Raw genomic sequence first — 20,409 nt, 5'->3', positions numbered from 1 at the left:
GCCCAGCTCAGGAATTACGCGCACCTGGCGAAGGCAACTGGCTCAGCACCAACGCAACTACGATCAGCGCCGCGCCCGCACTGCCCGACCAGCCAAGCCGCTCGCCCAGCAGCACCCACGCGGCGAGCGCGGCACACACCGGCTCGAGCCCGAACACGATGGCGCTGCGCATGGCATCGACGCGCTGCTGCCCCCAGGCCTGCAAGCTCACGACGAGCACGCTGGCCACCAGCCCCAGATACAGCAGCGCGCCCCAATGCTCCGCATCCAGCCGCTCAAGCGACGCCAGCCAACCCAGGCCACTGCCGCGTATCAGCAACAGCGCCGTCGCGGCGGCACACATCACGCCCGCCTGCACCGTGGCCATGCGCGTGGCGCGCAGCGGCTGGGCCGCCGTGCGGCGCGCGCATTCTTCGAGCGCCAGGATGTAGAGCGCATAAAACAAGGTGCTCACCAGCGTGAGCGTGTCACCGAAATTCCAGGGCGCATCCGCGCGGAACATCAGCGCCATGCCGGTGCAGGCCAAAGCGCAAGCCGCCCACAGGTGCCAGCCGTAGCGGCGCCGCAGCACCAGCATGGCCAACAGCGGCACCACGAGCACGTTGAGCCCCGTGACGAAAGCGTTGCGGTTGCTGCTGGTGCGCGCGAGCCCCTCGATCTGCAGCCAGAACGCGATGAACAGCAAGGCTCCGAGCAGCCCTCCCCACGCGCGCTCGGGCCTGCGCATGCCGCGCCACAGCGGCGCGAGCACCAGTGAGGCGACGGCAAAGCGCAGCCAGATGATCTGCAGCGCGTCGAGCTGCGCCGACAGCAGTTTCATCGCGGGAAAAGTCGTGCCCCAGACGATGGTCACGACCAGCAGGGCCAGCAGGCCAAGACGTTCAGAATGCATGGAACACGGTGTCAGCAGCCGCGCCGACACAGAGAAAAAGTAAAAATCACGCTCCCAGGCGACCGATAAAGGCACGGATGCGCTCGTTCGGAGGATGATCGAAGAACTCCGCCGGCGGCGCATCATGCACGATGCGGCCCTGGTCGAAAAACAGCACGCGGTCGGCCACCTCGCGCGCAAAGCCCATTTCGTGCGTGACCACGATCATGGTCATGCCGCCACGCGCCAGCCCACGCATCACGTCGAGCACCTCCTGCACCATTTCGGGGTCGAGCGCCGAGGTCGGCTCGTCGAACAGCATCACCTGGGGCGCCATGGCGAGCGCCCGCGCGATGGCCACGCGCTGCTGCTGGCCGCCCGAAAGCTGCCAAGGGTATTTGTGCGCATGCGCCTGCATGCCCACGCGGGTCAGCAGTTCGAGCGCGAGCGCATTGGCTTCGGGGCGCTTGAGGTGGCGCAGACGGCGCGGCGCCAGCGCCACATTGTCGAGCACGCTCAGGTGGCCGAACAGGTTGAACTGCTGGAACACCATGCCCACTTCGCAGCGCTGGCGCTGCAAGGTGGCCGCGTCGTCGGTGACCGGCACGCCCGCGATGCGGATGGTGCCGCTGTCGTGCGGCTCGAGCCGGTTGATGGCGCGCAGCAGGGTGCTCTTGCCCGAGCCCGAGGCGCCGATGATGACGCTCACCTCGCCCGCGTAGAACTGCGTGCTCACGTTTTTCAGCACCTGGTGGCTGCCGAAGGACTTGCTGACGTTCTCCACCTCGATGTAGGGCGCGCCGCGCGCGGGAGCGGCGGATAGGGCCGCAGCCACCGTCGTCATTGCAGGCGCCCCTCGATGTCGAAGCGGTGCTCCACGGCGTTCGAGACCTGCGTCACCAGCGTGGTGAGCAGCAGATACGTCAGCGCCACGGTGCTGAGCGTGGCCACCGGCTGGAACGTGGCCGACTGGATGCGATTGCCCACGTTGGTGAGCTCGACCACACCGATCGCGTAGGCCAGCGACGAATCCTTGAGCAGCGCGACGAAGTTGCTCACCAGCGGCGGCAGCGCAATCTTGAACGCCTGCGGGAACACCACGTCAAAAAACACATGCCTGCGCGCGAGGCCCAGCGCCCGTGCCGCCTCGGTCTGGCCGCGCGGCACGGCCAGCAGCCCGGCGCGCAAGGCCTCGGCGTTGTACGCGCCCACGTTGAGCCCCAGGGCCAACACCGCAGCCGCAAATTCCGGCAGGTTGAGCCCCGGGATCAAGGCCGGCAGCGCAAAGTAAACGAACAGAATCTGCACCAGCAAGGGCGTGCCGCGCATGACCCAGATATAAAACCCCGCCACGCGGCGCAGTGCGGCCCAGCGTGCCGTGCGGGCAAGCGCTGCGCCCACGCCCAGCACCAGCCCCAGCGTGCCGCTGAGCAAGGTGAGCCACAGCGTGGTGCGCGCGCCATCAGAAAAAGCCTGCGCGTTCGGGCCGATCGGCTCGGGCAGCAAAGCCAGCAATTGCCCCAGCAGGGCCAGTACCAACACCATGAGAATGACGGCCGCCACCAGCGTGGCGTTGCTGCGCTGCGAGCGGCTCCAGTGCGCAGGCCAAAGGGCGGTCAACATGCAGGTCGTAAAGCGAAGGCGGCAGCGATCGCAGACTCAGTGGCAGCGCACGTCTTCGCCGAAGTATTTTTGCGACAGGGCGGTGTAGCTGCCGTCGGCCATGGTTTGCGCGAGCGCCTTGGACCAGGCGTCGGCGAGCGCCTGGTTGCCCTTGGCGACGGCCGCGGCGATACGCTCGACGAACACCATGTCGCCGAGCTTCATGCCTGCGTTTGGAGCCTTCGCGATCATCTCCTTGGCGACGAAACGGTCGGTGACCCAGGCATCGACGCGGTGTGAGAGCAGTGCGCTGCGGGCATCGACGTCGGTGGGGAAGTTCTTCATCTGCTGGATGCCGGGGATTTTTTGCACGCTCTCGAGGTAGCTCGTGCCCGTCTGCACGGCGACCACCTTGCCCGCCAGGTCCTTGGCGCTGCGGATCGCCGGATCGAGCGACACCACGATGCCGCCCGAGCAGTAATGCGGCGCGGTGAACGTGACGGCTTTGGCGCGCTCGGGCGTCACGCCGTGCGAGGCGATCACCAGATCCCAGCGGTCTTGCTGCAGCCCGGTGAGCAGGGCATCGAAGCCCACCGTCTTCCAATCGGTCTTGAGCCCCATGCGCTGGGTGACGAGTTCGGCGAGTTCGACCTCGAAGCCTGTCAGGGTGCTGCCCTTGAAGTAATTGAAGGGGGCGAACTGGCCCTCGGTGGCGACGACGATCCGCCCGTCTTTGCGCACGGTGTCGAGCGAGCGCGCCTGGGCCGCACCGAGGGCGCACAGTGCCAGCAATGCGGCGGCAAGAATGCGAAAGCGTTTCATAGGAACTCTGCGAGGGTGGTCACGGACGGATCGCGCTCCTTGGGAGCGGCGAAACTATAGCTTCGAGGCGCGGCGAATGTCAAAAAATCGTAGCAATCGCGGCAATCACGGCGGTCGGGCTGCAAGCCCGAGCTTCAGCGCAGGAAAGCATCCCAGCCCGTCTTGCAAATCAACACACCTACCACCGCGATGAAAACGCCGCGCACGAAGCCGGCTCCGTGTCGCAACGCAAGATGGGTGCCAAGCAAGCTGCCCAGCACGTTGGCCGCCCCCAGCGTGAGCGCGAGTGGCCACCACACGTGGCCTTTGCCGGCAAACAGCAGGATCGCGGCAACATTGCTCGCAAAGTTGAGCAGCTTGGCCGACACCGAGGCGTTGAGAAAGTCATAGCCCAGCACACGCACGAGCAAAAAGATGAAAAAACTGCCCGTCCCCGGCCCGAAAAAACCATCGTAAAAGCCTATGCCCGCGCCGATCAGGCTCGCACAAATGGCCTCTTTGTTGCCGGAAAACCTAGGTGCATGCTGCCTGCCAAGCTCTTTTTTAGAGAGCGTATAGAGCAGCACGGCGAGCAACACCAAGGGCAGCAGCCGGCGCAGCGTATCTCCAGGCACCAAGGTGACGGCCCAGGCTCCGGCCCACGCCGCAAGAAACGCCGCCACCGCGGCCGGCGCCATGGCGCTCCAGCGCAGCGGCACGCGCCGGCTGTAATTCCAGGTGGCCATGGCCGTGCCCCACACCGAGGTGGCCTTGTTCGTGCCCAGCAAGGTCGCTGCGGGCGCTTGCGCAAAGGCCGCAAACAGGGCTGGCAGCATCACCAGCCCACCGCCACCAACGATGGCATCGACAAAACCCGCGAGCAAGGCGGCGAGCGCCATCGCAATCCATTCCATGCGGGTATTGTCGCCGCCTCAAAACGCTACTGAATAAAGAGCTAAAGGTGAACGATACACCTTGGCTATCCGCATTTTTGGCAAAAAAAAGCGCCGGGATCACCGACGCTGAAAAAAGTGCACCTCATGGGGGCGCTTTGAAAGGATTTTGTGCTTGTGGGTGTCTCCTCGGCTCCCTCGTCTGGCGCAGACCGCGCTTTCGAGTGAGGGGGAATGTAAGCGCATTCACTGCATTGGTGCATTGGGGATTTCCCGCCCCTGCCGTTCACCGCAACCCCGCGCGCCTGCAGCACCGCACTCCAGGCCGCGGGGCCCGTTGGCACGTCTTGTGCAAGGGGTGCCTGGTTACCACTCTTTACAGAAAGGCGTTCATGATGCGCGCAGCCTTGCTTCGATGGCTTGGAATCACAGTGCCGGGGTTCTTCGGGCTTGGTACCGCGGCCCTGGCCCAGACTTTGCCGGGCAACGGCACTGCGCCGGTGCTGGCAGCGGCCGCACCCGCTGCGTCCTCTGCGCTGACGGCGCCTGCGCTCGTGGCGCAAAGCAGCATCAGCGCGGGGGACACGGCCTGGATGATCACCGCCACGGCCCTGGTGCTGCTGATGACCTTGCCCGGCATCGCGCTGTTTTACGCCGGCATGGTGCGCCAGAAGAACGTGCTCAACACCATGGCCAGCGTGGTGGCGATTGCCGCGCTGGTGAGTGTGTTGTGGTTTGCTGCGGGCTATTCGTGGGCCTTCACGCCGGGCAGCCCATGGTTCGGCGGCGGGCAGCGCCTGGGTTTTGCCGGGCTGGACCTGCAGCAGGCCGCAGGTCTGGTCGCAGTGAGCCACATTGCGCCGCACATTCCCGAGTCGGTCTATGCCATGTTCCAGCTGACTTTTGCCCTCATCACCGCGGCCCTGATCGTGGGCGCCCTGGTCGAGCGCATGCGCTTTTCCGCCCTGTTGTGGTTCGTGGGCCTGTGGTCGCTGTGCGTTTACGTGCCCGTGGCGCACTGGGTGTGGGAGCCTGGCGGCTGGCTGGCGCGGCTTGGAGCGCTGGATTTTGCCGGCGGCACGGTGGTGCACGTGAACGCCGGGGTGGCGGGCCTGGTCTGCGCCTGGATCCTGGGGCCGCGCCAGGGCTACGGCCGCGAGCCGTTCGAGCCGTACAACCTGGGTTTCACCATGGTGGGCGCGGGCCTGCTGTGGGTGGGCTGGTTCGGCTTCAATGCCGGCTCGGCCGTCGCCGCCGATGGGCGCGCCGGGCTGGCCATGGCCGTGACGCACCTCGCGGCCGCGGCGGGCGCACTGGCCTGGATGCTTGCCGAATGGATAGCGCGCGGACGCCCCTCACTGCTGGGCCTGTGCTCGGGGCTGGTGGCCGGGCTGGTGGCGGTCACGCCTGCCGCCGGCTTCGTCACCTTGCGCTCGGCGCTGCTGATCGGGCTGATCGCGGGAGTGGCCTGCTATTGGGGCGCCACGGGGCTCAAGCGCTTGCTGGGCGCGGACGATTCGCTGGACGTGTTCGGCGTGCATGGCGTGGGCGGCGTCGTCGGCTCTTTGTTGACGGGCGTGTTTGCCGACCCGGTGGTCTCCGGGGCGCGGGGCGACGTGCTCACGCAGGCCCTGGGCGTGGCGGCAGTGCTGGTGTACGGCCTGGTCGGCACCGCGCTGTGCTTGTGGATCACACGCCTGGTGGTCGGCTTGCGCGTAGATGCGCAAAGCGAGTTGACCGGGCTGGATATCGCCCAGCAGCGAGAGCGGCTGGGTCATTGATGGCGCAAGTGGGTGGCGAAAAGAACGCAAGGAGTCGAAGCATGCTGGAGAGCGAGAAACTGGCTATCGCGGCGCACCTGCATGTGCTGCTGCGGCGCAAGACGGGGCGCGTGACGGACACCGAATGGATGGCCTGCAATGCCGACTATGCGCGCGAAATCGTGCGTTTTGCACGCCAGCGCGCCGCCGAAGACCAGACGCCCGAACTGTCCGAGTGGGCTGACAAGCTCGAGCGCGCCATGGGCGCCATGGGCGCGGGCGCCGCGTTACCGCAGGTTCCAGCTCCGGCGCCGCCGCCTGCGCCACCCGAGGCGCCACGCTATGTCGGAGGCATACGCTGATCCTGCCCCCGGCGCAGTGGTGGCTTTTTCAGACAGCCAGAATGCTACTACATCAGTAGCTTCTCACGCTCTCTGGGACTGCGAAAAAAGGCAATTTCGTGCCGAAATCTCAAACGCGCCGCGCTAGCTCTGCGGCCTTGCCGATGTAGCTGGCGGGCGTCATGGCGAGCAGGCGGCTCTTTTCGGCCTCGGGGATGGCCAGGCTGCGGATCAGCTCCTGCATCGCTGCGGGCGTCACGGTCTTGCCGCGCGTGACTTCCTTGAGCTTTTCGTAGGCGCCCTGCACACCGAAGCGACGCAGCACGGTCTGTATGGGCTCGGCCAGCACCTCCCAGGCGGCGTCGAGGTCGCGCGCCAGGGCCTCCTCGTTGAGCTCCAGTTTTTCCAGGCCCGTGAGCAGCGACTGGTAGGCCAGCGCCGCGTAGCCAAAAGCGACACCGAGGTTGCGCAGCACGGTGCTGTCGGTCAGGTCGCGCTGCCAGCGGCTGATGGGCAGCTTTTCGCTCAGGTGGTGCAGCAGCGCATTGGCCAGTCCCAGATTGCCCTCGGCGTTTTCGAAGTCGATCGGGTTGACCTTGTGTGGCATGGTGCTAGAGCCGATCTCGCCCGCCTTCAGGCGCTGCTTGAAATAGCCCAGGCTCACGTAACCCCAGATGTCGCGCGCCAGATCGATGAGGATGGTGTTGGCGCGCGCCACGGCGTCGAACAGCTCGGCCATGTAGTCGTGCGACTCGATCTGCGTGCTGTAGGGCTGGAAGTGCAGGCCCAGGCCCAGCGGCTCGGGGGTTTCAACCACTTTGCGGCTGAACGCCTCCCAGTCGAAGTCGGGCCAGGCCGAGAGGTGGGCGTTGTAGTTGCCCACGGCGCCGTTCATCTTGCCCAGAATCTTCACGTTGGCGATGGCCGCGCAGGCCGCCTGCAGGCGCACCACCACGTTGGCCATTTCCTTGCCCACCGTGGTCGGGCTCGCGGTCTGGCCGTGCGTGCGGCTGAGCATGGGCACGGCGGCATGCTGGTGCGCCAGCTCGCGCAGCTTGAGCACGACGCGGTCCAGCCCCGGCAGGATGACCTGATCGCGCCCGGCGCGCAGCTGCAGCGCATGGCTGGTGTTGTTGATGTCTTCGCTGGTGCAGGCAAAGTGCACGAACTCGGCCACTTTCTCGAGCTCGGGCCGCGCCTCGAACTTGGACTTGATCCAGTATTCAACCGCCTTCACGTCGTGGTTGGTGGTTTTTTCGATGTCCTTGATGGCGCGCGAGTCGGCCTCGGAGAAGTGTTTCACCAGGCCCAGCAGATAGGTGCGCGCCCCCGGGCTCAGCGGCTTGAATTCGGCAAAGCCGGCGTCCGACAGCGCGATGAACCACGCCACCTCGACCTGCACGCGGCGCTGCATGTAACCATGCTCGCTCATGATGGGGCGCAGGGCAGCGAGTTTGGCGGCGTAGCGGCCGTCCAGCGGCGACAGGGCGGTGAGGGTGGAGAGGCTCATGGCGCGCGATTGTAGGTCGTAGGGCGGCACAGCAACTACGCGCGGTGCGCCCGCGCTTCGCCCTCAGACTGCTCTCGATAGAATCGGTTGCAAATGGCCCACGAATCCCCCCAGCGTACCGGAAGCAAAACCATGAAACTGATAGGCACGCTCACCAGCCCCTACGTGCGCAAAGTGCGCGTCGTCCTGGCCGAAAAAAAGCTCGACTACCAGTTCGTGCTCGATGACGTCTGGGCGCAGGACACCACCATCGTCAGTGCCAACCCCTTGGGCAAGGTGCCCTGCCTGGTGCTCGAAGGCGGCGAGGCCGTGTTCGATTCGCGCGTGATCGTCGAATACCTCGACACGCTCTCGCCCGTGGGCAAGCTGATTCCGCCGCAAGGGCGTGAACGCGCTGAAGTGAAGACCTGGGAGGCGCTGGCCGATGGTCTGCTCGACGCCGCCATCCTGGCGCGGCTCGAGGCCACCTGGCCGGGCCGCAAGGACGGCGAGCGCAGCCAGGCCTGGATAGACCGTCAGCTTGGCAAGACGCAGCAGGCGCTCAAGGCCATGAGCCTGGGGCTGGGCGACAAGCCCTACTGCAGCGGCATCCACCTGAGCCTGTCGGACATCGCGGTGGGCGTGGCGCTCGGCTGGCTGGAGTTCCGCTTTCCGCAAATCGCCTGGCGCGCGCAGTACCCGAACCTGGGCAAGCTGCTCGACAAGCTCATGCAGCGCCCGAGCTTCGCCGACACCCGCCCGCCCGCAGCCTGAGAGGCTGCGCCCCCCGCACAAGCCGCACACACAAAAACAGCGTCCAGCTGCCGGATGGCGCAGGGGCCGCTGGGCGCTTGTGCTTTTGCTCGTGCTTTTGTGCGCTGAAAAAACAAAAACGTTGCGAAGCGTCCCAGAGCAAACAAGAGAGGGAGGGAGGAGGACACCCCGGGAGGTTCATTCGGCACACCCGGCACCGAAAGGCTTCGCAACGACAAAAACAACCGCAAGCAACCAACAAACCAAGTCGCTATTGTAGGCAGTAGAGGCTCGCTGCCGATGCGGAGTTCCTTTCCATGGGGTAAAGATTTGTAAACCCCGTCGGCTTCGCCGCCGGGCCGGGGCTGCCGTGACCAGCGGAGCGCGGTACGATTGCCGCCCATGAGCGACACCAAAACCCCAACACCAGGCGCTGCACCCGCAGCTTCGTACTACCAGCGCCACATCTTCTTTTGCCTCAACGAACGCCCGAACGGCGAGGCCTGTTGCGGCCAGCATGGCGCGCAGGCAGCTTTCGAACGCTGCAAGGTGTTGGTCAAGGAAGGCGGTCTGTCCGGCCCCGGCATGGTGCGCGTGAACAAGGCCGGCTGCCTGGACCGCTGCGCGGGCGCGCCCGTGGCCGTGGTGTATCCCGAGGGTGTCTGGTACACCTATGTGGACGCGAGCGACATCGAGGAAATTTTCCATTCACACCTGCAAAACGGCCGCGTGGTCGAGCGCCTGCTGCTGCCGCCCGATGTGGGGCATTAAGGAACTTTCAAGCTTTTTTGGCATCTATCGCTTATCTGTCAAGCGCTAGCAGCTATCAAAAAGTAAGTGTTACCGATGAACGCCCACACCGAACGCCTGCTGCTGCCAGGCCCCGCAGGCACGATTGAAGTGGCGCGTGACGTGCCCGCCGCTGCCGCGCCGCGCGGCGTGGCCGTGATCGCGCACCCGCACCCGCTGTTCGGCGGCACCATGGACAACAAAGTGGTGCAGACGCTGGCGCGCGCCTTCGTGCAGGCGGGCTGGACGGCGCTGCGCTTCAACTTCCGTGGCGTGGGCGCGAGCAGCGGCACGCACGACGAGGGGCGCGGCGAGCTGCAGGACCTGCTGGCCGTGGTGCAGCAGCTGGCGCCGCCCGCGCAGGATGGCTTGCTGACGCAGCCGCTCGCACTGGCCGGGTTCTCGTTCGGTGCCTTCGTCACGAGCCACGCGCTCGCGGCGCTGTGGCCCGAGCGGCGCATCGCGCACGTAGTGCTCGTGGGCACGGCGACCACGCGCTTTGCCGTCGCGCCCGTGCCGCCCGAGGCGCAGCTGCGCACCCTGGTGCTGCACGGCGAGCAAGACGACGTGGTGCCGCTGGCCAGCGTGCTCGACTGGGCGCGCCCGCAGGCGCTGCCCGTGACGGTGATCCCGGGTGGCGGGCATTTTTTCCACGGCCAGCTGCCGCTGCTCAAAAGCCTGGTGCAGCGCCACCTGCACGCGACGGCGGACGACGCCTGACGACTGCTCGCGGCGCTCGCACTGCGCGCCCTTGCGACACCTCCTTCCTTTTTCTGGATTGGTTTTCTCATGCAACGCCTTTTTGCCACTTTCCGCAATTTCGCCCTCGCCCTGGGCTTGGCCGGCACGACGCTGCTCGCACCGGCGCAGACCCCGCAACCACCCGAAATCGCTGCGCGCGCCTATCTGCTGCTCGACGTGACGGCGCAGCAAATGCTCGCGGGCAAGAACATCGACATGCCTGTGGAGCCCGCCTCGCTGACCAAGCTGATGACGGCCTACCTCGTGTTCGACGCGCTGCGCGCCAAAAAGATCGACCTGCAGCAAAAGCTCCCCGTGAGCGAGCGCGCCTGGAAGATGCCCGGCTCACGCATGTTCATAGACCCGAAGATGCAGGTGCCCGTCGATGACCTGCTGCGCGGCATGATCATCCAGTCGGGCAACGACGCCACCGTGGCGCTCGCCGAAGGCGTGGGCGGCACGGTGGAAAACTTCGTGCGCCTCATGAACGAGCAGGCCAAGGCGCTGGGCATGAAGAACACCAGCTACAAAAACCCCGAGGGCCTGACCGAGCCCGGCCACACCACCACGGCGCGCGACCTCGGCATCCTCGCGACGCGGCTGATGCACGACTTTCCGCAGTACATGCACTACTATGCGACCAAGCACTACACCTACCCCGGCACGCCCGCCTCGAACGGCAACAACCGCAACCTGCTGCTGTTTCGCGACCCCACGGTCGATGGCCTGAAGACCGGCCACACCGAGGCCGCGGGCTACTGCCTCGTCGCCACGGCGCACCGCGAGGTGCCCAAGGTCGGCCAGCGCCGCCTGCTGTCGGTGATGCTCGGCGCCGCGAGCGAAAACGCGCGCGCCAACGAGAGCCAGAAGCTGCTCAACTGGGGCTATACCGCGTTCGACGCCGTCAAGCTGTTCGACGCCGGCCAGCCCGTGGTCACGCCGCCCGTCTGGAAGGGCAAGCAGAGCAACGTGAAGCTCGGCCGCCCCGAGCCCCTCATCGTCGCCGTGCCTGCGGGCAGCGCAGGCAAGATCGGCACCCAGATCGTGCGCCCAGACCCGCTCGTGGCGCCCATCGCCAAGGGCCAGCAGGTGGGCACGCTCAAAATCGTGCTCGATACGCAGCCGCTCAACGAAGTGCCGCTCGTGGCGCTCGAGGGCGTGGAGCAGGCCGGCTTCCTGGGCCGCGCCTGGGATGCGCTGCGCTTGTGGATCAAGTAAGGCAACGCTGAAGGCAACGCTGCACGAGCCCCTCGTGCGGCCGAGGACTGCCGCGGCGACAATGTAGCGGGACACTACACTAGGCTCACGGAAGCTCCGTCCCGGCGCTTCTTCAGCGGCGACTTACCTCGTCGCCGCCAGCCCATAGAGCGCTTACGCGCGCACGCTCGGGCGCTCGGCGACGCGGTCGCGCCAGGCCTGCAGCGCGGCAAAGCCTTCTTCGGCGGGCTTGAACTTCATGAGCTTGGCGAATTCGATCGCGCAAAAGGCCGTGATGTCGGCGATCGTGAAGCGCGCGCCCGCAATCCAGGGCTGGCGCGCGAGCACTTCGTCGAACCAGCCGGCCACCTCGCGCACCTTGCGCGCCTGCGCGTGGCCGAAGTCGGGAAACTGCGGCTGCTCGAGCGGCGCAAGGCCGGGGTGCGTGTGGCGCACGCAGTTGGCGATGTTGGCGAGCAAATACCACTCGGCGCGGCGGTCGGCCATTTCGATGAAGGCACGCTCCTCGAAGTCGTGCCCCATGAGGTTGGGCTCGGGGTGCAGGCCTTCGAGGTAGGTGCAGATGGCGCGCGTCTCGGTCAGCACGCGGCCATCGTCGAGTTCGAGCGCGGGCACCTTGGCCAGCGGGCTCTTGGCACGAAAGGCCTCGGCCTTGTGCTCTTGCGCGTTGAGGTCGACTTCCTGGAGCGCAATGTCGTGGATGCCTTTTTCGGCCAGAAACATGAGCACGCGGCGCGGGTTCGGGGCACGCCCGGAGGTATAGAGCAGCATCGTCGTCTCCTTTGATGTGAATGAATATCTTCAGTGTGCCGGTGGCGCGGCGTCTTTGGACTGGCCCATTTCGACCATGCCGCGTGCCTCTTGCGAGAACTGCGCGGCTTTTTCGTCGCCGTCGCGCGTGAGGTCGATTTTGGATACAGGCCGCTCTATGCCGCGCTGCACCGCGGGGCGCGCGCGGATGGCGTCGCGCCAGCGCTTGAGGTGCGGCAGGTCGTCGATTTCAATGCCCGACCAGCGGTGCGTGCGCACCCAGGCCCAGTTGGCGATGTCAGCGATCGAGTAGTCGCCCGCGAGGTATTCGTGGTCTTTGAGGTGGCCGTCGAGCACGCGAAACAGGCGCTTGCACTCGCCCTGGAAGCGGTCGATCGCGGGCTGGATTTTTTCCGGGAAGTAGCGGTAGAACACGTTGGCCTGGCCCATCATGGGGCCCACGCCGCCCATCTGGAACATCAGCCACTGGATCACGCGCGAGCGACCCTTGCGGTCGGTGGGCATGAGGCGGCCGGTTTTTTCGGCGAGGTAGATCAGGATCGCGCCGGACTCGAACACGGCAAAGTCGTCCTCGTCGTGATCGACGATCGCGGGGATGCGGCCGTTGGGGTTGATGGCGAGGAATGCGGGCGACTTCTGCTCGTTCTTGGCCAGGTCGAGCACCTTGAGCTCGTAGGGCAGGCCGAGCTCTTCGAGCGCGATCGATGCCTTGTGGCCGTTGGGCGTGCCGGCGGTGTAGAGGTCTATCATGGCTTGGCTCCGGTGGGTGGCTGGTGCGGGTCGGTGCAACGATCATAGTCAAGCCCATGGGCCAACGCCCCTGCGCGTGCCCATTCCCCTGGTTTTCCCCGATCACGAGGCCTGCCCCATGCCCCGCTTTGCCGCCAATCTGAGCCTGATGTACGCCGAGCTGCCCTTTCTCGAGCGCTTTGCCGCCGCCGCGCGCGACGGCTTCACGGCGGTGGAGTGCCAGTTTCCCTACGCCTTCGAGGCGAGCGCGCTGGCCGCGCAGCTGGCGGCACATGACTTGCAGCTCGTGCTGTTGCTATGGGGCAAGAAGACGGTGAAAAATGGGCCGCTGCGGCGCATTCGCAGCCGACGATTCCAAAGTCCGACAGGCTGCTAGTGTAGTGTTCGACGCTATCTGCGACATAAAACCGCGTCTTTTCGGCCCGGGCCGCGTTGCAAATCCTCGCGATACCACCCGGTATCGCTGCGGTTTGCGCCTTGCCCAGACCAAAAAACCATCGGTTTTATTTGTCGCATCAAGCATCAAACACTACACTAGGCTGGGACGGCTGGATAGGCTGCGAATACCGCCCCGCGGGTGACACCTCGCAGGGGCTCGGGTGGCTGCGGCGCATGGGCAATGCAGCGAAGGTGCCTATCGCTTGGTAGCAGCAAAAATGGCCATTTACCAAGATAAAGCAAGCACAAGCAGCTACTGTTTCGCAAGCATCCGCGGGCGCGTGCCCAGCCAAAGCAGGCCCAGCAGCGCCACGAGCCCGGCGCACAAGATCAAGCGCGGCAACTCGCACGGCATGGGTCGCCGAGGCTTTCCGTAACTACACAACGAAACTACAATAAAGCCGCGATGAAACTTGAATGGGATGCCGACAAAGCGGCACGAAATCTGAAAAAACACGGCGTTTCCTTCGAGGATGCCGAGCTTGTTTTTTACGACACCGGGCGGGTTGAAGCCTACGACGGACGCGAGGACTACGGGGAGGATCGCTGGGCCACGATTGGCCTTGCTTACTCCGCTGTCCTGTATGTGGTCTACACGGTTCGACACGAGGACAGCATCCGCCTTATCTCTGCGAGGAAAGCCAATGCCGACGAAAGAAAGCAGTATCGTGAAGCGAACTCTTGACCTGAAAAAGCCGCCCGTCTTGAGCGCCGAGCAGAAGGCCAGACTGGATGCCGTGGCCTCGATGCCGGATGAGCAGATCGACTACACCGACGCACCTGGCCTAGCTGACGCCGTCTGGATGAAAGCGGCAGATCAGTTGCCCCACACCAAGAAGCAAATTACGTTGCGCATTGATGCCGAAGTGTTGGAGTTCTTCAAGCACACCGGCAAACGGTATCAGTCGCGCATGAATGCTGTTTTGCGCTCCTACGTTGAGGCGCACAAGGCGCGCGCCAAATGAGCAGCGGCAACAAACTGGTCTGTGCAGCCGCAGGAAAGCGTATGCCCGCCATGCAGGCCATGGACAGCAGCGCCACGCCGACCAGCGCCAGGTACGCGCCCGCAAACGGCACGGCAAACAGCGTGCGCGTGACGCGCGCCAGGTAGGGCCCGGCCACGGCGCCGATCAGGCCGCCCGCGAGCACGAGCGAGACGGCACGCTCGCGCGCGTGCGGCGGCGCCAGCTCCACCGCGGCAAAGCGGTACAGCTGCGCATTGGCGTTGTAGTACCCCGCCACCACGGTGGCCGCGCACAGCAGCCAGAAATGCCGGCCCACCGCCGCCCAGGCGCACAGCAGCGCCGACAGCAGCGCCACCAGCAGCCCGGCCTGGAACGAAACCTTGCGCCCCCACAACGCCTGGCTGCGTGCCACCAGCGCGGTCGAAAGCGCGCCGCCGACCACGTAGCCCATCACCGGCAGCGTGGCCATCCAGCCCTGCGGCGCAAGCTGCAGCCCCACGAGCCCGTTGATGGCGATGAAGACGACGTTGTTGGTCAGAAAAAGACCCTGGCACAGCGCCAGCAGGGCAAGGTTTTGGTTCATGAGGGGACAGATTGCGAAGCGGCGCGTGTTTCTCAGCCCACCGCACGCAGCGCCCGTGTTTGCGCCTCGAACTCCGCCAGCGGCACGGGGCGGCCGAAGTGGTAGCCCTGGTAGGCGTGGCAGCCCACGCGGGCCAGAAACTCGCGCTGCTCTGCGGTCTCCACGCCCTCGGCGATCACGCCCAGGCCCATGGTCTGCGCCAGGGCGACGATGGACTGCGCGAGCGCGGCGGCGCTGGGGTCGCTGAGCACGTCGTGCACGAAGGATTGGTCGATCTTGAGCTGATCCAGCGGCAGGCGCCGCAGGTAGGCGAGCGAGGAATAACCGGTGCCGAAGTCGTCGAGTGCAAAGCGCACGCCGCGCGCCTTGAGGGCCTGCATTTTTTCGATCGCGTCCTCGACGTTGGTCACCAGCATGCTCTCGGTGAGCTCGAGCTTGAGGCGCTGCGGATTCGCCCCCGTTTCATCGAGCACCTGCAGCACCTGCGCGACAAAGTCTGCCTGGCGCAGCTGCTGCGCGCTGAGGTTGACCGCGAGCTTGAGCTGTGCCGTTTCGGGCCGTCCGGCCCACGCGGCGAGTTGCGTGCAGGCAGCGCGCAGCACCCACTGGCCTATGGGCAGGATCAGGCCCGTTGTTTCGGCCAGCGGGATGAAGGCGGCGGGCGAGACCATGCCGCGCTGCGGGTGCTGCCAGCGCAGCAGCACCTCGGCGCCCGTGGCGCGCCCGGCGCCATCGACCTGCAGCTGGTAGTGCAGCAAGAGCTGGCCCTGCGGCAGGGCATCGCGCAGGTCTTTTTCGAGCGCCACACGCGCGCGCACGGCGCTGGCCATCTCGGCGTCGAAAAAACGCAGCGCATTGCGCCCGGCGTCCTTGGCCTGGTACAGGGCCACGTCGGCCTGCTTGAGCAGCTCTTCGACCGACGTGCCGCGCCCATGCAGCAGCGTGGCGCCTATGCTCGCGGTGCAGCGAAAGACCATGCCGTCGAGGCGGTAGTTCTGGCCCAGGGCTTCGAGCATGTGCGCACCCACGGTTTCGACGAGCTGCACGACCGCCGCTTGGCTCGCGGCCTGCAGGGGCAACAGCACCATGAATTCATCGCCGCCTCCGCGCGCCACCACGTCCTCGGGACGCACGGCGGCGCGCAGGCGCTGCGCCGCGTGCTGCAGCAGCATGTCGCCCATGTCGTGCCCGGCGGTTTCGTTGATGGCCTTGAAGTCGTCGAGGTCGATGAACAGCAGCGCGCCGCAAAAGCCGCTGTCGCAGGCGCTGCCGCTGCAGCACGCCATGGTCTGGCGCAGGCGCTCGAGCAGCTGCGTGCGGTTGGGCAGGCCCGTCAGGGCGTCGAAATAGGCGAGCCGGTGGACCTGCTCCTGTGCCTGCTTGCGCTCGGTGATGTCGGCGTAAATGCCCAGCACGCCCGAGACCTGGCCTGCAGCGTCGCGCAGCGGCACCTTGGAGGTGCTGAGCCAGATGGTGCGGCCCTCGGGCGTGGTCTGTGGTTCTTCGTAGTCGAGCTTGGGCTGGCCGCTGATCATGACCCGCTGATCGTCGGCACGGTAGGCGTCGGCCTGGGCGCGCCAGGGCATCTCATCATCGGTCTTGCCCACCAGCTCCTCGGGCGCGGACGCGCCGGCATCGTGCGCGAACCGGGGGTTGCAACCCATGATGCGCGAGTCGCGGTCTTTCCAGAACACGCGGATCGGCGCGTTGTCGATCACGGAAGCGAGCAGTTCTTTCTGCGCGCGCAGCGCTTCGGCATGCCGCTGCTGCTGCACGAGCAGGCGGGCGAGCTGGTCCGTCATCGCGTTCACGCCGCGCTGCAGCAGCCCGAGCTCGTCCTCGGCCGTGACGGGTATGCGCGCATCGAGCTCGCCCTGCTCGACGCGCTCCAGCACCTGCAGCGACAGCGCAACGCGCCGCGTGATCAGCCGCTGCGCAAACAGCACGATGCCTGCGGAGGTGAGCACGATGAACATCAGCGAGCCCACCAGCCCGCCCCAGGCGATGGCGCGTTGCGTGGCCGCGAGCGGCGCGGTGCTCACCGTGAGCACCGTGGTGTAGATGGGCGCGGTATCGGCGGCGCTGCGCGGACGCAGCACAAAGGTGAGCGCATCGCCATGCGTGACGAAGCGATCCTCGGGCGCATCCGGCGCCAGCCACGCAGCCTCGAAGCCCGGCAACTGCACGGCCAGGCGCCCGAGCTGCGCCGGGTTGCTCGCCACGATGACGCGGCCATTGCCGCCGATCACCATACCTTCGAGATACGGCAGACCCACCAGGTCAGACATGATCGAAGCCCTTGGGACGGAACTGATGGACAGCTCTTCGGCCGCGATCATGTGCCCGATCTGGTGTAGGCGCGTATAGGTGCGCTCGGCAATCGAGTGGCTGAAGCGGTCGATATAGAACCAGCCGAGCGCACCGAAGGCCAGCACTTCGATCGCCACTACCACGAGCGCGATGCGACCGATCAGGCCAAGGCGAATTTTTTTCATGGTGCGATTTGCTGTTCAAGGCGCATAGTGCGGCATGCCAGCCAGGGGTTCGAGCCGCGCCCCGCCTTCGGGCGCGTAACGCACCTGCGCGGGCGGCAGGTGGCCGAGGATCACCTGGCTCAACTCGGGCCGGTCGGGGCGCGGCTTCCAGGTGGCGATGTAGATGGTCTGCTGCAGGTGGTGGCTCTGCGGGTCCATGTAGGCGTCGTCGTGCTGCATGCGCTCGCGCGCGCTCCAGCGCATGCCCTCAAGCGCACGGATCAGTGCATGGTTGTCAGTGCTGCCGGTGCGTTCGATGGCCGTAAGCAGCGCCTTGGTGGCCAGGTAGGCGGCGTGGGTCACGTCGCCGGGATAGGGCAGCCGCTGGGTGTGGCGATAGCGTTCGCGGTAGCGCGCCACGAATTGCGCCGTGCCCGGCGTGTCGAGGTTCCAGGCCCAGGTGGTGCCGTAGAGCGGGCGCGGCGTGCCGGGCGCGGGGTAGAGTTCCTCCCAATCGACCTCGCCGACGACCCAGGACTGCGCCTCGAACACTGCGGGGTCGATGTGCGCGAACAGGCGGATCTGGTTGCTGCCGCTCACGTTCACCGCCACCACCTCAGCAGCCATGGCCGCGACCTGCCGCAGCGCGCCCGCCGGGTCGGGCAGCGCCACCGGCACCATGACTTCACCCACCACACTGCCGCCATACTCGGCCACGATGGCGCGCGAGGCGGCGGCGTTGCTGCGGCCCCAGTCGTTATCTTCGGTCAGCAGCACGACGCGCTTGCCCGGGCGCTGCGCCAGCGCGTACTGCAGCAGGGCGCGGTTGAAATTGGCGCCGTTGGCGTCGAACGTGAACTTGCTGCGGTGCGCGTTTTCGACCGCTTCGGACGGCGCGGACGAATTGGTGTTGATGAACAGCACGCCGTACTGCTGGCAGACCGCGGACATGCTCGCGGCCACGCCCGAATCGATGGCGCCGAGCAAAAAGCCCACCTTGCCCTCGGTGATGAGCTGCTGCGCCACCTGCGCCGCGCGCGCCTTGTCGAGCGTGGGGTCACGCGCGACCAGCACCACCTCGCGCCCGAGCACGCCGCCACGCGCGTTGAACTCCTCGACCGCCATCTCGGCGCCGCGCCGATCCGCCTCGGCATGCAGCGCAAAACGCCCGCTCGTGGGCGCGACATGGGCGATCACGAGCGGCGCTTTGGCGGCGGCAGAAGTCTGCGCCCACGACGCGCAGGCCACGAGCAAGCTCAGGCCCAGCAACGCCCAGGTGCGTGGCAATGTCTTTTTCACGATGGCCGCAAGTTTAACCAGAGGTAACTGCGTGGCAAAACTCCCGCTGTGCCTCCGCCACACACAGGCGCATCTACCTTGACCTTGATCAAACTTTCCGCGACGCCGCCCAACAACGGCCGCATTTTTTTACCCCATGCGCGCAATGCGTATCGCCAGTACCTCGCCGCTCACGCAGCGCTCTCCGTTGCTCAGGATGTCGGTGTGCACCAGGTATTTGCGCCCTTCGACCTTGGCGATGCGCGCGCGCAGCTCCACCTCGTGCATGGGCACGGGCTTGTGGTACTTGATCGTCATCGTGCCCGTGACCATGAAAAGCTCGGGGTCGAACGCTTCCTCATGCCCGGCCTGGCGGTTGGCGTAGGCGACGGCGGCGTTGACCGAGTGGCAGTCGATCAGGCTCGCCGAGATGCCGCCATAGAGGAAGTTGGGCGGGCCGGTCATGTAGTGCTTGGGCGTCCAGCGGCAGACGACCTCGTCGCCCTCCCAAAAGCTGTGGATTTGCAGGCCATAGGGGTTGTCGAGCCCACAGCCGAAGCAGTGGTTGGGGCGGAGTTTTTCTTGGATGTAGGTGCCGGTCATGGAGTCCTTTTTGGCAAAAAATGGGCCGTGAGCAGTGCGGCGCCCAGCAGCGCCAGGGGATAAGTAGACGCATGCCCATGGCGCCTTTCAATGGAAGGCGGAAATCCCCAGCACCTCGCGGCCGATGATCAGGGTCTGGATCTCGGTCGTGCCCTCGGGGATCAGCCCGCCGCGCGTATCGCGGAAGATGCGCTCGATCGGCAAGTCTTCGCTGTAGCCCGTGCCGCCGTGCACCTGCAGCGCCATGTTGGCCACCTCGTGCGCGGCCTCGGCGGCGTAGAGCTTGGCGATCGAGCATTCGGTGCGCGCCGCCCCGCCCTGGTCCAGCGACCAGGCCGCGCGGTAGCCGAGCGCGCGCGCCGCCTCGCAGCGCACCATCATGTCCACGATGAGCTTTTGCACGAGCTGAAAGCTGCCGATCACGCGCCCGAACTGCTTGCGCTGCTTGGCGTAGTCGATGGACAAGTCGAGCGCCGCGCGCGCCGCGCCCACCGCGCCCATGGCCACATTGAGGCGCCCGAAGTTCAGCCCCGTGAGGATGGACTTGAGCCCCTCGCCCTCCTTGCCCAGCAGGTTCGCCTTGGGCACCACGGCGTCTTGAAAGCTGAGCTGCGAGGTGCCCGTGGCGCGGATGAACATCACGTCGGCGCGGCGCGCCTGGTACTGCGTCTCCTGGCGGTCGATCAGGAACAGGCTGATGCCGCCGTCGCAGGTCGCGCTGTAGGTGCGCGCCACGACCACGCCAAAGTCACCGTGGATGCCGTTGGTGATCCAGAGCTTTTCGCCGTTGACGAGGTAATGGTCGCCGCGGTCTTCGGCGCGCGTTTCGATGCCGGCCACGTTGGAGCCGTGGTTGGGCTCGGTGATCGCCATCCAGTGGCGCAGCTGGCCCGCGAGCAGCGGCGCCAAAAAGCGCTGCTGCTGCGCGGGCGTGCCGTGGCGGTGCAGCAGCGAGGCGATGATGTTGAGCGAATTCATCATCACGCGCAGCGACAGCCAGGTGTAGCCCGCCTCCTCCATCAAAATCGCCCAGTCCACGTAACGCAGCCCAAAGCCGCCCGCCGACTCGGGCAGCAGCCCGCCCAGGTAGCCGAACTGCTGCAGCTGCGGCAGCAAATCCCAGGCAAATTCGCGCTTCTTTTCGCATTCGTCGATGCGCGGCGCCACACGCTCGCGCATGAAGCGCCGCACCGCGTCGCGCAGCGTGTCTTGTTCAGGGGTAAAGCCGAAGTCCATGGTGCATCTTCCGTGAAGGGTGGCAAGGAGAACAGGGGAAAAGCCGGCGCAAG

The 20,409-nt window shown here is 66.1% G+C and carries 20 protein-coding genes and 2 pseudogenes; 9 read left to right on the top strand and 13 right to left on the bottom strand.

All coding sequences use genetic code 11. From position 1 onward, the window contains the following. Positions 1–7: 7 nt before the first annotated feature. The 5 genes from PYV55_RS07295 to PYV55_RS07275 all read right to left on the bottom strand — a co-directional run bounded on the left by PYV55_RS07295 (position 8) and on the right by PYV55_RS07275 (position 4,188). The gene (locus tag PYV55_RS07295; RefSeq protein WP_275850028.1) at positions 8–892 is read right to left on the bottom strand and encodes a DMT family transporter; all 885 of its coding nucleotides are present in this window, start codon (positions 890–892) and stop codon (positions 8–10) included. 46 nt (positions 893–938) lie between these two features. Then, positions 939–1,715 carry an amino acid ABC transporter ATP-binding protein gene (locus PYV55_RS07290; protein ID WP_275850027.1) on the bottom strand — a complete coding sequence of 259 codons (777 nt, stop codon included), beginning with the start codon at positions 1,713–1,715 and terminating at the stop codon, positions 939–941. Further along, a complete protein-coding gene (locus PYV55_RS07285; protein ID WP_275850026.1) occupies positions 1,712–2,494 on the bottom strand; it encodes an amino acid ABC transporter permease in 783 nt (260 codons plus the stop codon). The genes PYV55_RS07290 and PYV55_RS07285 overlap by 4 nt, the downstream gene beginning before the upstream one ends. A gap of 36 nt (positions 2,495–2,530) precedes the next feature. After that, a complete protein-coding gene (locus tag PYV55_RS07280) occupies positions 2,531–3,295 on the bottom strand; it encodes an ABC transporter substrate-binding protein (protein WP_275850025.1) in 765 nt (254 codons plus the stop codon). A gap of 134 nt (positions 3,296–3,429) precedes the next feature. After that, positions 3,430–4,188, bottom strand: coding sequence for a sulfite exporter TauE/SafE family protein (locus PYV55_RS07275; protein ID WP_275850024.1), 759 nt, complete (start codon positions 4,186–4,188; stop codon positions 3,430–3,432). Between the two features lie 374 nt (positions 4,189–4,562). On the opposite strand from PYV55_RS07275, the gene PYV55_RS07270 reads away from it, so the two are divergent. Together PYV55_RS07270 and PYV55_RS07265 are read left to right on the top strand one after the other, a co-directional pair. Further along, positions 4,563–5,948 carry an ammonium transporter gene (locus PYV55_RS07270; protein ID WP_275850173.1) on the top strand — a complete coding sequence of 462 codons (1,386 nt, stop codon included), beginning with the start codon at positions 4,563–4,565 and terminating at the stop codon, positions 5,946–5,948. Between the two features lie 41 nt (positions 5,949–5,989). Next, positions 5,990–6,289 carry a hypothetical protein gene (locus PYV55_RS07265; RefSeq protein ID WP_144730630.1) on the top strand — a complete coding sequence of 100 codons (300 nt, stop codon included), beginning with the start codon at positions 5,990–5,992 and terminating at the stop codon, positions 6,287–6,289. A 109-nt stretch (positions 6,290–6,398) separates the two neighbouring features. Here PYV55_RS07265 and purB read toward each other — a convergent pair whose 3' ends face one another. After that, on the bottom strand, positions 6,399–7,778 hold the full coding sequence (gene purB, locus PYV55_RS07260; protein ID WP_275850023.1) for an adenylosuccinate lyase: 1,380 nt from the start codon (positions 7,776–7,778) through the stop codon (positions 6,399–6,401). Positions 7,779–7,910: 132 nt separating this feature from the next. Between purB and PYV55_RS07255 the strand changes: the two genes are divergently transcribed. The 4 genes from PYV55_RS07255 to PYV55_RS07240 all read left to right on the top strand — a co-directional run bounded on the left by PYV55_RS07255 (position 7,911) and on the right by PYV55_RS07240 (position 11,258). Continuing rightward, positions 7,911–8,531 carry a glutathione S-transferase family protein gene (locus PYV55_RS07255; protein ID WP_275850022.1) on the top strand — a complete coding sequence of 207 codons (621 nt, stop codon included), beginning with the start codon at positions 7,911–7,913 and terminating at the stop codon, positions 8,529–8,531. A 381-nt stretch (positions 8,532–8,912) separates the two neighbouring features. Beyond that, complete coding sequence (locus tag PYV55_RS07250) at positions 8,913–9,281, top strand: (2Fe-2S) ferredoxin domain-containing protein (RefSeq protein WP_275850021.1); 369 nt, start codon at positions 8,913–8,915, stop codon at positions 9,279–9,281. A gap of 75 nt (positions 9,282–9,356) precedes the next feature. Then, entirely contained in the window at positions 9,357–10,019 is a 663-nt protein-coding gene (locus tag PYV55_RS07245) for an alpha/beta hydrolase (protein WP_275850020.1), read from the top strand. Positions 10,020–10,088: 69 nt separating this feature from the next. Continuing rightward, positions 10,089–11,258, top strand: coding sequence for a D-alanyl-D-alanine carboxypeptidase family protein (locus PYV55_RS07240; protein ID WP_275850019.1), 1,170 nt, complete (start codon positions 10,089–10,091; stop codon positions 11,256–11,258). A 153-nt stretch (positions 11,259–11,411) separates the two neighbouring features. On the opposite strand, the gene PYV55_RS07235 is transcribed toward PYV55_RS07240, so the two are convergent. Further along, on the bottom strand, positions 11,412–12,029 hold the full coding sequence (locus PYV55_RS07235; RefSeq protein WP_275850018.1) for a glutathione S-transferase family protein: 618 nt from the start codon (positions 12,027–12,029) through the stop codon (positions 11,412–11,414). Between the two features lie 30 nt (positions 12,030–12,059). Then, the gene (locus PYV55_RS07230) at positions 12,060–12,779 is read right to left on the bottom strand and encodes a glutathione S-transferase family protein (RefSeq protein WP_275850017.1); all 720 of its coding nucleotides are present in this window, start codon (positions 12,777–12,779) and stop codon (positions 12,060–12,062) included. Positions 12,780–12,897: 118 nt separating this feature from the next. Between PYV55_RS07230 and PYV55_RS07225 the strand changes: the two are divergent. From PYV55_RS07225 to PYV55_RS07210, 3 genes and pseudogenes are all read left to right on the top strand, one after another. Then, a pseudogene (locus tag PYV55_RS07225) lies at positions 12,898–13,071 on the top strand (hydroxypyruvate isomerase); the annotation flags it as partial. 552 nt (positions 13,072–13,623) lie between these two features. Then, positions 13,624–13,902: a BrnT family toxin gene (locus PYV55_RS07215; RefSeq protein ID WP_275850016.1), complete on the top strand. Its 279-nt coding sequence runs from the start codon at positions 13,624–13,626 to the stop codon at positions 13,900–13,902. Then, entirely contained in the window at positions 13,862–14,182 is a 321-nt protein-coding gene (locus tag PYV55_RS07210) for a BrnA antitoxin family protein (RefSeq protein ID WP_275850015.1), read from the top strand. The genes PYV55_RS07215 and PYV55_RS07210 overlap by 41 nt, the downstream gene beginning before the upstream one ends. Positions 14,183–14,210: 28 nt before the next feature. Here the strand turns inward: PYV55_RS07210 and PYV55_RS07205 are convergent. From PYV55_RS07205 to PYV55_RS07185, 5 genes and pseudogenes are all read right to left on the bottom strand, one after another. Further along, positions 14,211–14,765: pseudogene (locus PYV55_RS07205) on the bottom strand (MFS transporter); the annotation flags it as partial. Positions 14,766–14,797: 32 nt separating this feature from the next. Further along, a complete protein-coding gene (locus tag PYV55_RS07200; protein ID WP_275850014.1) occupies positions 14,798–17,260 on the bottom strand; it encodes a putative bifunctional diguanylate cyclase/phosphodiesterase in 2,463 nt (820 codons plus the stop codon). Between the two features lie 15 nt (positions 17,261–17,275). Next, entirely contained in the window at positions 17,276–18,538 is a 1,263-nt protein-coding gene (locus PYV55_RS07195) for an ABC transporter substrate-binding protein (RefSeq protein ID WP_275850013.1), read from the bottom strand. Positions 18,539–18,667: 129 nt separating this feature from the next. Then, entirely contained in the window at positions 18,668–19,120 is a 453-nt protein-coding gene (locus PYV55_RS07190; protein WP_275850012.1) for a PaaI family thioesterase, read from the bottom strand. Between the two features lie 87 nt (positions 19,121–19,207). Beyond that, on the bottom strand, positions 19,208–20,356 hold the full coding sequence (locus PYV55_RS07185; protein WP_275850011.1) for an acyl-CoA dehydrogenase family protein: 1,149 nt from the start codon (positions 20,354–20,356) through the stop codon (positions 19,208–19,210). Positions 20,357–20,409: the final 53 nt, after the last annotated feature.

It is taken from the genome of Extensimonas soli (genome assembly GCF_029211265.1).
GTDB classification, from domain to species: Bacteria; Pseudomonadota; Gammaproteobacteria; order Burkholderiales; family Burkholderiaceae_C; genus Extensimonas; species Extensimonas soli.
This window is presented reverse-complemented; position numbering and strand designations above follow the sequence as displayed.